Genomic DNA, 14,947 nt, shown 5'->3' with positions numbered 1-14,947 from the left:
CTTATAGAAGTTGAAACTTTTATAAAAATTTGACTTCAACATTTCCGGATTGATGATAAAAAAATCCGTCGCTGTCGTATTCGATATTTGTAAGACCTTCCAAAATATCATAAACCATTTTTTGCAAAACACCATCGCCGATTCCATGGATGATTTGTAAGGTTTTGATTTTGTTTTTTCTGCAAAAATCAATCGTTTCCTGTAATTTTTCTCTCTGAATCATCAGTCTTTCAAAGGCATCGTAATCCGAAGGATTTTTGACTAACAACTCAAAATGCAAATCCAATTTCAAAGGCGCTTTGTTATGCTTTTTTGAAGTGATTTTGGGCGTTTCTTTTTTCTTTATAATTGGAGAATTTTTATACAAATCGGAATCAATGATTGTTAATTTATCCTTAGAAAATTGATAGGTAAAACCGTGTTCATCTTCGATTTTTACCTGATTGGCAATAATCTTCAGAACTTTTCCTCTAAGATTTTCATCAATGACAGAAACTAAATCTCCAACATTCATAATAATTGATAAGTGATGATAAATGATTAAAAAACTCACAAAATTCTAAAATTCTCAAACCCGACTTCCGAGTTCTATGATTTCCAAATCTTTAATTTCATCTTTATGGATCGTGAAACGCATCATTGTTCTCACTTTGTGCCAACCGGATTTTCCACAGGCGCCAGGATTAAGATGAAGAAGATTATTCTTTTTATCAAACATTGCTTTCAGAATATGAGAATGTCCGGAAATGAATAATTTCGGCTTTTTTTCAGCAATTTCTTTTTTCGCTAGCGGCGAATATTTATCTGGATAACCACCGATATGAATCATCAAAACATCCACATCTTCACATTTGAAACTTAAAACTTCCGGAAAAATCGTTCTGATTTTGGCTTCGTCAATATTACCATAAACACCCCGAATGGGTTTTATTTTTTCTAATTCCTCAATCACAGTCATATTTCCGAAATCGCCACAATGCCAAACCTCATCGGCATCTTTTGCATAATCGAGAATCCTGTCATCGATGTAAGAATGAGTGTCTGATAAAAGAAGAATACGTTTCATTTTAATTAGATTCGATTACAAAAATACGAACTGATTTTTTCATTAATGCTGGAAAGCCGAACCATATTTTAATATATACCAAATTGTTCCAATTGAGCCAGCGAGTAATAATCCCAGTAAAATCAGAAACCAAAATGCCAACGTTTTAGTTCCTTTTTTATACATGATCACAAAAACCAATTGCAGGATAAAAAACAGAATTCCCAAAACAAAAAAGTTGATAATCAACTGGTCTTCCGATGTTTTCTGACTGAAAAGAAAAACTGACACCAAAACAAAAATGATGATCATTAGCTTGATGAATTCGGAAGGATTGGAAAGTTTGTTGGTTTTAAGTGGTTTCATTTTTAATGAATTTTGAAATACGAAATTACGAATTATGTAACAATACATTTCTCAACCACAAAAAGTCACAAAAGAAAATTCTTCCCCGTTTTTTAAACTTCAAAAATTTAGATAATAAAAAGCTTTTGTGACTTTGTGGTTTATTAGACTTTATAATTAAAAAAAAATCAGGAAATTTACAGCTGAAATGAGATATTTTATAGAGTTTTCTTACAACGGTTCGGCTTATTTTGGTTATCAGATTCAGCCTAAGCAGATTTCTGTTCAGGAAGAATTGGAAAAAGCCTTGTCAACAATTCTCCGCGAACCAATCAAAACAACCGGAGCAGGAAGAACAGATACTGGCGTTCACGCTAAGAAAATGTTTGCGCATTTTGAAACTGAACAAAACCTTGATGATAACTTAGTTCATAAACTCAATTCTTTTTTGTCAGAAAATATCGCCGTTAAAAGAATTTTTGAAGTTCCAGCTGATTTGCACGCCAGATTCAGTGCGACTTACAGGACTTATGAATATTATATTTCATTGGAAAAAAATCCGTTTTCCAAAGATTCCTCTTGGCAATATTGGCGTCAGAAACCTCTGAATACCGAATTGATGAATGAGGCCTGCAAAATCCTTTTTGACTACGATGATTTTACGAGCTTTGCCAAACTTCATACTGATAACAAAACCAACATCTGTAAAATCTACAAAGCAGAATGGGAACAGATTGGCAATCAATTAAAATTCACGATTTCTGCTGACCGATTCCTGAGAAATATGGTAAGAGCAATCGTTGGAACGATGGTTGAAGTCGGAAGCGGAAAAATTACGCCAAACGATTTGCGACAAATCATCGAAGACAAATTCCGAAATTCTGCTGGTGTTTCAGCGCCTGCACAAGGTCTTTTTCTGGTAGACGTTGGCTATGATTTTTAATTTATATTTAAATCATTAAGCTGAGATTTCAATTTTTAAAGTCTTATTTTTGCAAAGATTTTTTTCGATATTGAAAAAACGCCGGAATTCTAAGAGTAAAATGAAACACCTCTTCACCAAATTTTCTTTTAATTATCCTTGTATAATTAAAGGTGTTCCATCTGACCTTAGAAAAATTAATAAAAACAGATGAAGCAACAAAATACCTGGGACATTGTCAAGCGATTATTTTTAATCGGAATGAAATTTAGGTCGTGGTTTATTTTCACACTGATTATTTCAATTTTTCTCGCCATAGTTTCCACTTACAGACCGATTCTTACTAAAAATGTTGTCGATATAGACATTGTTCAGCTAAAGGATAAAGCCCAGCTGATGAAGCATATTTATTTGCTCATCGGACTAGTTGTTGCTGAAACGATACTTAATTTTTTCCTGGTTTATTTCTCGAATTTCATTTCGCAGAATGTTATCCGTGATATCCGCGAAAGATTGTATCACAAGCTCATTTATTTCAAAACTGCATTTTTTGACAAAACCGCCATTGGAAATCTTGTAACCAGAGCTGTCGGTGATGTTGAAACCATTGCAACGGTTTATACCGATGGATTTTTGATGGTTTTTGGCGATATCCTGAGAATCGTAATGGTTCTTTTTGCGATGTTTCAGGTGGACACCCATCTTAGTATGATTTCTTTGGCGATTCTGCCTTTGATGGTTATCATCACACGAGCTTTCCAAAAACGGTTAAAAGTAGCTTTTGGCTCGGAAAGGAGCTGGACGGCGACACAAAACAGTTTTGTTCAGGAGCGTTTGGCGGGAATGCCTTTGATTCAGGTTTTTAACAGAGAAGAAGCCGAGTTTTCAAAATTTGATAAAATCAATATTGAACTAAAAAAAGCATTGTTAAGAACAGTTTTCATCTTCTCATTATTCTTTCCCGTTGTTGAATTGATTTCATCGCTTTTTATTGGATTCATTTTATTTTATGGTGGTTTTATTAAATCTACACCCGGAATTATCATTGCATTTATTCAGTTTATTAATATGCTGATTCGCCCTTTGAGGCAGATTGCGGATAGATTTAATAATATTCAGAGAGGAATTGTAGGAGCAGAAAGGGTTCTCGGAGTAATGGACGAAGACCAAGCGATGCCGAATAACGGAACAATTGCTAAAGACCATTTTGATGGAAAGATCGAATTCCAAAACGTTCATTTTGCTTATGATGAAAAACAGGAAGTTCTGAAAGGTATTGATTTCAAAGTAAATCCAGGCGAAACTGTTGCGATTGTTGGAGCAACCGGAGCTGGAAAATCTACGATTATCAGTTTAATTACCAGATTATACGATATCAATTCAGGAAAAATAATGCTGGACGATGTGGACATCAGAGATTACGAATTATACAATCTGAGAAGTCATATTGGTGTTGTACTTCAGGATGTTTTCCTTTTCCACGGCAGTATTTTCGAAAACCTGACTTTGGGTGACGAAGATATTACACTCGAAAATATCAAAAAAGCGGCGAGAGAAATTGAGGTTGATGAGTTCATCGAAAGATTGCCCAACGGTTATGATTATGTGGTGAGTGAAAGAGGTTCTTCTATTTCATTGGGACAAAGACAATTATTATCATTTTTAAGAGCTTATCTTTCTGACCCAAAAATTCTGATTCTCGATGAAGCAACTTCTTCCATCGACCACGAAAGTGAGAAACTCATCCAGAGAGCAACGGAAAAAATCACGAAAAACAGAACCTCAATCATCATAGCGCACAGACTTTCCACCATCGAAAAAGCAGATAAAATTATCGTAATGGACCACGGACTGATTGTGGAAGAAGGAACGCATCAGGAACTTCTTGCTAAAAATGGTTATTACTCTGTTCTTTACAAAGCGCAGGTTGTGAATGAGGATGGAGATACGACGATTTAATTTAAAATTGAATTGAATAAATTTGTAATTTTGATTAAAAACCTATTGAAAATGAATATCGAATCGAGAAAAATAGAATTTGTTCAGGCTTTTCTGAATCTTCAAAATGAGGAATTGATTTCTCAATTCGAAAAACTTCTGAAAAAAGCCAAACAATCTGAAAAAGAGTTGAAACCGTTTACAATTGAGGAACTTCAAGAAAGAATCGCAAAATCTGAAGAAGATTTTGAAAATGGGAGATTCAAAACAACCGAAGAACTTCTTTCAAAATATGGTTTATAAAATTGTCTGGTCAAAGTTTTCTGAACAACAAATTGATGAAATTTTTCTTTACTATCAAGAAAAATCTAAAAGTTATGAAATTGCACAAAAAATCATAGTTAAAATTCTTTTAGCTCCTGATAAGTTAATCAATACTCCAAGAATTGGACAAAGAGAAATCTCCTTAGAACATAAAAATATTGAGTACCGCTATATTATAGAATCGAATTATAAAATAATATATTCAATAAACGATGAGAGTCTACAAGTCAGAATCGTTGATATTTTTGACACTCGCCAAAATCCGTTAAAAATTGAACGAGAAAAATAATCAATTCAATCCTTAATCAATTTATACCTAAAACTTATCATTCCGGAAGTCAAGATCAGACAAACGATAATGATAATTTTCAGACTTTTAATCCATAAACAAAGATCTCTACCAGTAATGATAGAAATACAACCTTTTGGATTTTCGGTTTCATATTTCAGATTGACTTGAGTATTTATAACACCGAAAACGGATACCAAAATAACCATAATCAGAATACTGATGATGGCATTATATACCGTTTTTCTCATAGTTTTGGGTTAGTTTTTGGTTATAAGCTATAGTTTTTTAAATCATTATTAAAGTTTCAAAATTTCCCAAGCCTTATCGATTTCATTGTTTTTTAAAAACTTTTGTGCTGATAAATGTACATCTTTTTCCGAAGAAAAATTCCCAATCGGTAAAATTTCTACATTCGCTAACATTCCCAAATCGTTGCCTGTAAAAACATCGCTTTGTTTGATCTCGTTAGGGAGTTGGTCGTAACCGATTCCTTTTGTTACTAATGGTTTAGGAACTTCGAAGATATTATTTTCATTGTTTCTGGAATAGAAATTACCTCCTAATCTCGCCACCAAATCCAACTGCTTCTGTTCAAGATTTCCAGCCTCATCCAGATATTTTTCTTGGATATGAATTTTGACAATTTCCGCAATCACAAGATTTCCTGAACCTCCAAAATTCCCAAGCGATTTAATTTCTAAAACTTTGCATTCAAAATTAACCGGAGATTCTGCAATCATCGGTGGTTTTACGATGTCAGCATGTTTCATTGTCAATCCGGATTTGATAAATTCATTTACGCCATCTTCGTATTCTGTACTGGCTAAAGAAACCTGCTGAACCATATCGAAATTGACATTTCCAATCACCAATTCCGGAACTTCTTTCAGATTTTCCAAAGTATGTTTTGTGGTATTATCACGCACTCTTCTGGAAGGCGAAATAATCACAACCGGCGGAACCGTGCTGAACATATTGAAAAAACTAAAAGGCGAAAGATTGATTTCTCCTTTGCTGTTAATCGTACTTGCCAAAGCAATTGGTCTTGGTGCAATCGCCGTTTGCATTACTTGTTGCAATTGAACTGCGGAAATATCGGAAGGGATGATGGTTTTCATTAAGTATTATTTTTCAAATTTTCTAATTGATATAATTTCTCTTTGCTTATTAATATTCAACTCAAAAATTTGTTTTGCATTTGCCTTTAATTCATTCATCAGGAAACGTTTATCAGATTCATCGGTCGAATTTATTTCTTTGAATTTTGAAGATGAGTAATTTAGTTTGCTCGCCAATTTTAAACTGTAAGTTTTATTCGAAATACATTTAACATCCACTAAATTTTCACAAACCTCATCTCCAGCAGAATCTGTTATAGAAGCGATTGCAATTTCAACTTCAGCACAATTGTAATTTATAAATCCTTGATTATTTTTAATTTCAAAAGCAGGATTTGTAATCGTGATTATTGAATCCGTAGTGTCTTTTACCATACAAATACAATCGCTAATTCCTTCCGAAGCTTTTTTGCAACTGGATAAAATGATGAGAACAAATAAACAAATAGAAACTTTCATTAAATTTAAATAGCTGGTAAAATTTTTCCCGAAACTTCGCCAAATCCAACCCGGATTCCGTCTTTTTCTGACCAGGCTTTCATCGTAATAGTGTCACCGTCTTCTATGAATTTTCTTTCGATTCCGTTTTTGAGTTGCAAAGGTTTTGTGCCTCTCCAAGTCAATTCCAACATAGAACCGTAGGATTTTTCATCTTCACCGGAAATCGTTCCACTGGCGTAAACATCACCAACTTCCACATTACAACCATTCACTGTGTGATGCGCCAATTGCTGACACATATTCCAATACATAAATTTGTAATTGCTTTCAGAAATCAGATTCTCTTCAGAATTTTCCGGCTTAAGATAAACTTGAAGATTGATGTCATAATTTTTATTGCCTTCGAACTTCAAATAATCCAAAACTTCAGGTTCCTGCTTCGGAGATTCAGTTTTAAATGGTTGTAAAGCTTCCAAAGTCACAATCCAAGGCGAAATAGAAGACCCGAAGTTTTTCCCTAAAAATGGACCCAACGGAACATATTCCCAACTTTGAATATCTCTTGCAGACCAATCATTGAAAATCATCATTCCAAAAATCGCATCCTCAGTTTCTGCAATAGAAATCCTTTCTCCCAAATCCGTATTTTTATTGACAACAAAAGCCATTTCCAATTCGAAATCGAGTTGTTTCGATGCGCTGAAAATCGGTTTATCAGAATCAGCAGGTTTGATTTGTCCGCAAGGTCTTGTAATATCAATTCCTGATAAAACAATGGACGAAGCACGACCGTGATAACCCACCGGCAAATGTTTCCAATTGGGCAATAACGCATTCGCAGGATCACGGAACATCATCCCGACATTGGTGGCGTGCTGGATACTGCTGTAGAAATCAGTATAATTCGGGATGTGTAAAGGCATCATCATTTGGATTTCATCCAGATTGTAAAAACATTCTTCCAGAGCTCTTTCGTCTTTCGACAGCAAAGAATCTTCTAACAACAATTCCTGAATTTTCTCACGAACTTTATTCGTAATTGGTTTTCCCAATTCTATAAATTCGTTAATCGTATACCCTTCGAAAACATTTTCTTCAAAGCCTTTAATATTTTCAAAATAACCAAGATCAAATAACGTTGCCAAATCGATGACAATATCGCCGATTCTTGTAGCACAGGCAATAAATTCTTTGTTGAAAACACAAACGCCGAACGGAATATTATGAATTGAAAAATCGGAATCTGAAGGATAATTGATGAAGGATTTCATTTTTTGAATTTAGAATTAGATTAAAAAATTAAAGCATTAAAAATAATGCTTTAATTGTAAAAATATAAGAAAATAATTTGGGTTTAAAGATTTCCGCGTCTCTCCTGCTCTCTTTCCAAAGCTTCGAAAAGCGCCTTGAAATTCCCAGCTCCGAAACTCTGAGCGCCGTGTCTCTCGATGATTTCGTAAAACAATGTTGGTCTGTCTTCCACAGGTTTTGTGAAAATCTGAAGCAAGTAACCTTCTTCATCACAATCCACCAAAATTCCAAGATTCTGAAGTTTTTTAATATCTTCATCAATAGCACCTACTCTTTCCGGAATCATCTCATAATATGCTTCTGGTGGTGGAGAAAGGAATTCTACACCTCTATTTTTAAGTTCTGTTACAGTTTTTACAATATCCTTTGTTGCCACTGCGATATGCTGAACGCCTTCGCCTTCGTAGAAATCCAGATATTCTTCCACCTGAGATTTTTTCTGACCTTCGGCTGGTTCATTGATTGGGAACTTAGCAAAACCATTTCCGTTGGACATTACTTTTGACATTAATGCAGAATATTCTGTATTGATTTGCTTATCATCAAATGAAAGAATATTCACAAATCCCATTACTTTCTCGTACCACTCTACTGTCGGAATCATTCTATCCCAGCCGACATTGCCTACGCAATGGTCAACATATAATAATCCAACATCTGAAGGATTGTAATCGCTTTCCCATTTTTCGTAGCCTGGCATAAATGCGCCTGTATAATTTTTGCGCTCGATGAACATATGCACCGTTTCGCCATAAGTATAAATTCCGGACATTCTGACTTCCCCGAATTCATCGGTCAAAGTTTGAGGTTCTAAATAAGGCTTTCCTCCACGTTTAGTTGTTTCTTCAAAAGCTTTGTAAGCATCATCTACCCAAAGTGCCAAAATCTTGACACCATCACCATGTTTTCTCTGATGTTCGCAGATTGGAGAATCTGACTTAAGACCAGAAGTTAAAACCAATCTGATTTTTCCTTGCTGCAGAACATAAGACGCTCTATCTCTGACACCCGTTTCCGGGCCGGCATAAGCGACAGACTGAAAACCAAACGCCGTTTTGTAAAAATGAGCGGCCTGCTTGGCATTTCCTACATAAAACTCTATAAAATCGGTTCCGTTGATTGGGAGAAAATTCTCGGCTTGTGCGATTTTCTCGGCAAAAGTGAGTGTTGACATTTTACTTTTTTACTTTTATATCTAATGATGCCAAGATAAGCATTTTTCAGCAATAAACTAACAGTTGTTAGTTTTATTATAATTATAAGAATTATTATTTTGAAGGTTCACTAAAAATGAATTTCTTAAAAATAAATAAATATAATTACTATAATAAAATTCAAATGATTACAAATATTAATCAGTATTATTTTTCAAAATTATTATATAAAATAATCAAAAATAATTACACTTTATTAATTTTTAAAATATAAAAAACAGTAAAATAATACGAAATAAATAATATGTATTTTTAAGTTTGTTTAAGTTCGCAATCGTTAAAGGAGTATTTCTATATTTGCTAAAGAATTACGAAGATTCTAAAAACATAAGTGTTTCCGAACGATTTATGAAGCCGTCAGTCTTACGGCTTTTTTTGTATTACGTTATTGAGCAATCCAGAATTAGGATTATAATTATCCCAAATTTTCCAGACATTATTTATCTTTTTGATAAAATAGATCTGTGTATCCAACTCATTAACGATATATTCTTCGTCGGAATTTTCTACAACAAAGACAAGATTCCAAAATTCCTGAGTTTTAATAACCACCATTTCCTTCTCTTCAGAAATAATATCGATGTCAAAAATCTCGAAGTTGGAACGGTTGTTATTGGTAAAAAGTTTCAGTTTTTTCTTACAAAGCTGAGAACTATAGTTCTTGATTCTTTCAATAAAAGGCGACTCTGTGAAGATAAGGTCTTCAAAAACATCAATTCTCAGCTCCGGAAAAAATTTAAAAAATTCAAAATTGGTCCGACAGTATTTATAAACAATATCTTTTGTAAACTCCTTTCCAACTTTGGATTCGTCATAGCTGTTATTGCCTTTGACACTTTTCACAAAAGAGTTAAGATCTTTGAAACCCAGAAAAATACATATTTTGTCCAGTGTTTTAAGAAAACGCAGATCATTATGCGTTTTATAATCATAATCGCTCTCAAAGAAACGTTGTAATGTAATATGAGAAATACTCGTTCCTAACTCAAATTTTCTGTCATTCTGCAGCTCCTCTCTATGCGCCAATTCTTCTTTTATGATCTCGGCAAGAATAATATAATGACTCCGTTTCCAAGGGTCAGTATCTGCCAAAATAGAATCCTGGATCTTAGGTTGCCGGCGTATCTCTTCTTTAATTAAATTATAAATCGATTTCAATCAAATATGTTATAATGTCAATCAAATATACATAAAAAGCCTTTACATAAAGGCTTTTCAATAATAAATTAACTTATCTGAATCTTTCATATGCTGCTTTGTCCAGCATCTCTCGATCATCCGGATGCGAAATTTCGATTAAAGCTTTTGCCCTTTGACGCAGGTTTTTGCCATACAGATAAGCTGTTCCAAACTCCGTCACCACATAATGGATATGTCCTCTGGTCGTCACCACACCAGCGCCCTGTTTCAGAAAAGGAACAATTCTCGGAACGCCTTTTTTGGTTCTGGATGAGATTGCCATAATTGGTTTTCCACCTTCGCTCAAAGCAGCACCACGCATAAAATCCATTTGTCCGCCGATACCGCTGAACTGATAAGTCCCGATGGAATCTGCACAAACCTGACCTGTCAAGTCAATTTCTATTGCCGAATTGATAGCATGCATTTTTTTGTTTTTCATAATGTTAATCGGGAAATTAACGTGCTGAACATCCATAAAAGCAATCGATGGATTATCATCTACAAAGTCGTATAATTTTCGCGTCCCGAAGCAGAAACTCGTGATTGTTCTGTTGGTATGTGTTCCCTTATATTTATTGTTAATAACGTCATTTTTAATCAAATCAATAACACCGTCACTTAACATTTCCGTATGGACGCCCAGATCTTTATGATTACCCAAGCATTTCAAAACTGCATCCGGAATGGTTCCGATTCCCATTTGCAACGTCGCTTTGTCATCAATCAATTCCGCAACGTGTTTTCCGATAAGCATTTCCTCAGCACCAACTTTTGCACCATAATCAATGGTTAAAAGATCTTCTTCGCTCCAAACCATTTTCTCAATTCTATTGATATGGATCATTCCGTCACCGTGGGTTCTCGGCATTTTTGGATTAACGATAGCAATAATGGATTTAGCCGTATCAATAGCACTTCTAGCAACATCAACCGAAGTTCCCAAGGTACAGTAACCGTGATTATCCGGTGGTGAAACCGTTATCAAAGCCACATCAATCGGCAGAATCCCGTTTTTGAAAAGAATCGGAATTTCACTTAGGAATATCGGGACAAAGTCACCGTGGTCGGAATTAACCGCTTCACGCACAGGCGTTGATGTAAATAGAGAATTGATATAAAAACTGTCTTTATAATCGGGTTTAGCAATTTCTACATTTCCTTGTTGTGTGATGGAAACCATTTCCACATTTTTCAAACGGGAAGACTGTTTGGCTAATTCATCATACAAAAGATTTGGCGTACAGGCACTACCGTGTCCAAAAATCCTGTCACCACTTTTAATGATTGAAACCGCTTCTTCTGCGCTGACGTAATTGATCATAACGAGTTATTTTTTTACAAATTTACCTTCTAAAGATAAGCAAAAAAATGAGCGTTATCAGTTTGGTAAAAAGTCATATAAATTAAAATATAGAAACCCATCAATTTATAAACCAATCGTTTGCTAATGCAACTCAATAGTCTTTTTTGAGAAATAATTGAAAATAAATTTTCAAATTTCAAATAAAATTTATTTACTTTGTAATTCAAAGTTCTTTACAATTGTTTAATTTAATATTTTTGAGCTATGATTACAAAAAGTCAAAGAAACACTATTCTATTTTTGATTCCGGCAGCGTTGTTAAGCATTCCACTGATTGCGATGCAGTTTACTAAAGAAGTCAATTGGTCGTTATCTGATTTTGTTATTGGAGGAATTTTACTTTTCGGAACAGCATTGACTGTTAAGTTAATTCTGGAGAAATTCAAAACAACCAAAAGCAGATTGATATTGATAATGATAACATTAGCAGTTCTTTTTTTGGTTTGGGCAGAATTGGCGGTTGGGATTTTCGGAAGTCCTTTTGCCGGAAGTTAGGATAATGATTGGTAACTTTCTTAAAACTTGGTGGAAACCAATTATTCTGTATTTAGTTATTTACGGAATTTACCTGATTAGTTTATTATGTGCCAACAAATTTATCATAGAAATATTTGAATGGTTATTATATTTCCCAATTATCATTGTAATAATTTCATCAGTGTATATTGTTTTCAAATCGAAATGGTATTACAGTCTTTTACAATTTGGAGTTTTGGGAGTCACAATAATTTATTTAATAACTTTTTTAATGTTTTATTCTAATGATTTTTTTGCTGATGATTTAGAAATTCCAAAAAATATAAAGTTTGAAAAACCGAAATTTGAAATTGACACATTAACTATCAGAGAACATAATACTTTAGAAATTAAAAATGACTCTCAACCTGGGATTTATGAATATTATTTCTGGTACAAGCCGAGTAAAAAAGGGGAATTATATGTGAAAGCATCCGAAATCACACAGAATATTCCATTATCTAAACAACAAATAAAGGAGAAAAGTTTGATAAAAGTAAAACCAAACGACAACTTACAATTATTCCATAAAATTTTTACAATTTATGAAGGAGATTGGGGAAAACCTTATGGCTCAAAAATTTCAGTTTATTTTAAACCAGATAATAAACCTGAACAAAAATTAATTGAGAAGAATTATATGGTAGAAGGCTGGATGAGATAATAAAAGCTAACACTTGTGTTAGCTTTTATTTGTTTTTTATATTATTCCAACCAACTCGTTTTGTAAGTCGGGTCTTCTACTTTTATAGCTTCCTCTGTCAGTTTCAAAGGTCTGAACGGGTCCACCATCACCGCATATTCATCCGTGAATTTTTTGCCAATGCTTCGTTCCATCGCACCCGGGTGCGGACCGTGAACAATTCCGCCCGGATGCAATGAAAAATCCATCAGATCCACGTGATTCCGGCTCATAAAATCGCCTTCTGTGTAAAACAAAACCTCATCTGAATCGATGTTGGAATGATTGTAAGGCGCAGGAATAGCCTGAGGATGATAATCGTACATCCGTGCACAGAACGAGCAAACCACAAAGTTGTGCGCTTCAAAATTCTGATGAACCGGAGGCGGCTGATGAATTCTACCTGTAATAGGTTCGAAGTTTTTGATATTGAATTTGTAAGGATAAAAATAACCGTCCCAACCGACAACATCAAATGGATGCGTTGCATAGACGAAATCGGTAATTTGGTTTTCTTTTTTGACTTTGATGAGAAAATCGCCTTTCTCATTTTTTGGTTCCACGAAAGTTGGCGGAATAATATCACGCTCGCAAAATGGCGAATGTTCCAGCAATTGCCCAAACTCATTCCGGTAACGCTTTGGCGTGTAAATCGGCGAATGTGCTTCTATAAAAAAGAAAACGTTATTTTCCGTTTCCAATTCCAACTGGTAAATGGTTCCTCTTGGAATAATAAGATAATCACCAACAGAAAATTCAATATTGCCGAGCATTGTTTTCAGAACACCTTTTCCTTCGTGGACAAAAAGGAGTTCGTCACATTCTGCATTTTTATAAAAATAATCTGTGGATTTTCTAGGTTTTGCCAAGCCCATTTTGAGGTCGTTGTTTAGCATCAGGACTTTTCGGCTTTCCAAAAAATCATCCTCAGCGGTCACTTTTGCCCCTTTTATCATTCTGGGCGTTACGTTTTTTTCTACCGCAATTTTTGCCGTGATATCTTTCACATTGCCAATCGATTTGATTTGAGTCGGACGATGCGTATGATAAAGCAACGATGCAATCCCGTGAAAACCTTCTGTCCCAAAGAGTTGCTCGTAGTAAAACTGGTCATCTTCGGATTTGAAAATCGTGTGTCTTTTTTGAGGAACTTTCCCCAGCTGAACGTATCTCATTTTATTAGATTTGGCTTTTCTCAAATGTAATATTTTTTTGTTTGAGCGCAAAGTCCATAAAGATTTTTATTAATTATTGAAAGACTACAAGGCTCGCAAAGGCAGTTACCTCAGCAAAAAGTTATAATGTATTGAAAGTTGTTTGGTGTCAAAAACCCTAGCCCTGATGGTAGCGGCATCCTTTTTTGTCATTGCGATTGTACAATGTTGAACAGATTGCTTCACTCTGTTCGCAATGACAAAAAAGATATAGCGGACAGCAGGTTCCCGGCTCCTGAAAATCCCGGCTTTAAAAAGAATTATGAAAATGTTAAGATAGCTTTATCAATATAAAATGTTATCTTTGAGAATAACTAATTTTACAACAAATGAATGATTCGTTAATGGTTTCTCAGTTGTCAGAAATCGAAAAAGCAGAATTTTACAGAAAAACCTATATGCACGTTGCGGTGGCAATCTTAGCCTTCGGCGCAGTAGAATATTTATTATTGAAAATGATACCGCTGGAAACTATCCTAACTATGATTTCCGGAAAATACATCTGGCTTTTGGTTATCGGTGTATTTTGGCTAGCATCTATGCTGGCTACCAAATTATCATTTTCTCTCTCCAGAAATACACAATATATGGGATTGGGACTATATGTTCTGATAGAAGCCGTGATCTTTCTGCCGATGTTGGGCATCGCAAGTTTGTATGCACCACAAGTCATCACTCAGGCTGCACTGGTAACGCTTTTTATGTTTGCAGGGTTGACTGCTACTGTTTTTTTCACCAACAAAGATTTTTCTTTTCTTAGAAACATCATTGTTATCGGCGGATTTGTAGCTTTGGGTGTCATTGTCGCAGGTGCAGTTTTTGGTTTTAATCTGGGACTTTGGTTTTCTTTGGCAATGGTTGGATTGGCAAGTGCAAGCATTCTTTACGAAACATATAACATCAAAAATATCTACAATAAGGAGCAATATGTCGGTGCAGCTTTGCAGATGTTTGCTTCGATTATGCTTTTGTTCTGGTACATACTGAGAATCTTTCTGAGCAGAAGAGATTAGTATAGTAATCTTCGAGAGCCTCGGACT

The 14,947-nt window shown here is 34.7% G+C and carries 18 protein-coding genes; 7 read left to right on the top strand and 11 right to left on the bottom strand.

Annotation, left to right across the window (positions count from 1 at the left end):
• Positions 1 to 19: 19 nt before the first annotated feature.
• The 3 genes from BXY58_RS07815 to BXY58_RS07805 are packed head-to-tail and all read right to left on the bottom strand — an operon-like array spanning position 20 to position 1,411.
• Complete coding sequence (locus tag BXY58_RS07815) at positions 20 to 514, bottom strand: Smr/MutS family protein (RefSeq protein WP_120213310.1); 495 nt, start codon at positions 512 to 514, stop codon at positions 20 to 22.
• A gap of 54 nt (positions 515 to 568) precedes the next feature.
• Positions 569 to 1,066 (bottom strand): metallophosphoesterase family protein, encoded by a 498-nt coding sequence (locus BXY58_RS07810; protein ID WP_120213309.1) that lies wholly within the window; start codon positions 1,064 to 1,066, stop codon positions 569 to 571.
• Positions 1,067 to 1,108: 42 nt separating this feature from the next.
• Positions 1,109 to 1,411 (bottom strand): hypothetical protein, encoded by a 303-nt coding sequence (locus BXY58_RS07805; RefSeq protein ID WP_120213308.1) that lies wholly within the window; start codon positions 1,409 to 1,411, stop codon positions 1,109 to 1,111.
• Positions 1,412 to 1,598: 187 nt separating this feature from the next.
• Between BXY58_RS07805 and truA the strand changes: the two genes are divergently transcribed.
• The 4 genes from truA (at position 1,599) to BXY58_RS07785 (ending at position 4,863) form a co-directional block, all read left to right on the top strand.
• On the top strand, positions 1,599 to 2,333 hold the full coding sequence (truA, locus tag BXY58_RS07800) for a tRNA pseudouridine(38-40) synthase TruA (RefSeq protein ID WP_120213307.1): 735 nt from the start codon (positions 1,599 to 1,601) through the stop codon (positions 2,331 to 2,333).
• A gap of 189 nt (positions 2,334 to 2,522) precedes the next feature.
• Positions 2,523 to 4,271 carry an ABC transporter ATP-binding protein gene (locus tag BXY58_RS07795; protein WP_120213306.1) on the top strand — a complete coding sequence of 583 codons (1,749 nt, stop codon included), beginning with the start codon at positions 2,523 to 2,525 and terminating at the stop codon, positions 4,269 to 4,271.
• A gap of 51 nt (positions 4,272 to 4,322) precedes the next feature.
• Positions 4,323 to 4,553 (top strand): hypothetical protein, encoded by a 231-nt coding sequence (locus BXY58_RS07790; RefSeq protein WP_120213305.1) that lies wholly within the window; start codon positions 4,323 to 4,325, stop codon positions 4,551 to 4,553.
• Positions 4,504 to 4,863: a type II toxin-antitoxin system RelE/ParE family toxin gene (locus BXY58_RS07785; protein WP_229728406.1), complete on the top strand. Its 360-nt coding sequence runs from the start codon at positions 4,504 to 4,506 to the stop codon at positions 4,861 to 4,863. Before BXY58_RS07790 ends, BXY58_RS07785 begins: the two co-directional genes overlap by 50 nt.
• Positions 4,864 to 4,868: 5 nt before the next feature.
• Here BXY58_RS07785 and BXY58_RS07780 read toward each other — a convergent pair whose 3' ends face one another.
• From BXY58_RS07780 to BXY58_RS07750, 7 genes are all read right to left on the bottom strand, one after another.
• Complete coding sequence (locus tag BXY58_RS07780) at positions 4,869 to 5,114, bottom strand: hypothetical protein (protein WP_120213303.1); 246 nt, start codon at positions 5,112 to 5,114, stop codon at positions 4,869 to 4,871.
• Between the two features lie 48 nt (positions 5,115 to 5,162).
• Entirely contained in the window at positions 5,163 to 5,984 is an 822-nt protein-coding gene (locus tag BXY58_RS07775; RefSeq protein WP_120213302.1) for a flavin reductase family protein, read from the bottom strand.
• A 6-nt stretch (positions 5,985 to 5,990) separates the two neighbouring features.
• Positions 5,991 to 6,443: a hypothetical protein gene (locus BXY58_RS07770; RefSeq protein WP_120213301.1), complete on the bottom strand. Its 453-nt coding sequence runs from the start codon at positions 6,441 to 6,443 to the stop codon at positions 5,991 to 5,993.
• A 5-nt stretch (positions 6,444 to 6,448) separates the two neighbouring features.
• Positions 6,449 to 7,696, bottom strand: a complete 1,248-nt coding sequence (gene fahA, locus BXY58_RS07765; RefSeq protein ID WP_120213300.1) for a fumarylacetoacetase — start codon at positions 7,694 to 7,696, stop codon at positions 6,449 to 6,451.
• An 83-nt stretch (positions 7,697 to 7,779) separates the two neighbouring features.
• The gene (gene hppD, locus BXY58_RS07760; RefSeq protein WP_120213299.1) at positions 7,780 to 8,910 is read right to left on the bottom strand and encodes a 4-hydroxyphenylpyruvate dioxygenase; all 1,131 of its coding nucleotides are present in this window, start codon (positions 8,908 to 8,910) and stop codon (positions 7,780 to 7,782) included.
• Between the two features lie 403 nt (positions 8,911 to 9,313).
• Positions 9,314 to 10,042 carry a hypothetical protein gene (locus BXY58_RS07755; protein ID WP_244926047.1) on the bottom strand — a complete coding sequence of 243 codons (729 nt, stop codon included), beginning with the start codon at positions 10,040 to 10,042 and terminating at the stop codon, positions 9,314 to 9,316.
• A 139-nt stretch (positions 10,043 to 10,181) separates the two neighbouring features.
• On the bottom strand, positions 10,182 to 11,453 hold the full coding sequence (locus BXY58_RS07750) for an acetyl-CoA hydrolase/transferase family protein (protein ID WP_120213297.1): 1,272 nt from the start codon (positions 11,451 to 11,453) through the stop codon (positions 10,182 to 10,184).
• Between the two features lie 246 nt (positions 11,454 to 11,699).
• Between BXY58_RS07750 and BXY58_RS07745 the strand changes: the two genes are divergently transcribed.
• Together BXY58_RS07745 and BXY58_RS07740 are read left to right on the top strand one after the other, a co-directional pair.
• Positions 11,700 to 11,990: a hypothetical protein gene (locus BXY58_RS07745; protein WP_120213296.1), complete on the top strand. Its 291-nt coding sequence runs from the start codon at positions 11,700 to 11,702 to the stop codon at positions 11,988 to 11,990.
• 4 nt (positions 11,991 to 11,994) lie between these two features.
• Positions 11,995 to 12,675, top strand: a complete 681-nt coding sequence (locus BXY58_RS07740; protein WP_120213295.1) for a hypothetical protein — start codon at positions 11,995 to 11,997, stop codon at positions 12,673 to 12,675.
• A 41-nt stretch (positions 12,676 to 12,716) separates the two neighbouring features.
• On the opposite strand, the gene BXY58_RS07735 is transcribed toward BXY58_RS07740, so the two are convergent.
• Positions 12,717 to 13,868, bottom strand: a complete 1,152-nt coding sequence (locus BXY58_RS07735) for a homogentisate 1,2-dioxygenase (RefSeq protein ID WP_120213601.1) — start codon at positions 13,866 to 13,868, stop codon at positions 12,717 to 12,719.
• 368 nt (positions 13,869 to 14,236) lie between these two features.
• Between BXY58_RS07735 and BXY58_RS07730 the strand changes: the two genes are divergently transcribed.
• Positions 14,237 to 14,920, top strand: a complete 684-nt coding sequence (locus BXY58_RS07730) for a Bax inhibitor-1/YccA family protein (protein ID WP_120213294.1) — start codon at positions 14,237 to 14,239, stop codon at positions 14,918 to 14,920.
• Positions 14,921 to 14,947: the final 27 nt, after the last annotated feature.

It is taken from the genome of Epilithonimonas arachidiradicis, from assembly GCF_003610695.1.
Lineage (GTDB): Bacteria > Bacteroidota > Bacteroidia > Flavobacteriales > Weeksellaceae > Epilithonimonas > Epilithonimonas arachidiradicis.
The sequence above is the reverse complement of the archived record's forward strand: the minus strand, read 5'-3'. Positions and strand labels throughout refer to the sequence as shown.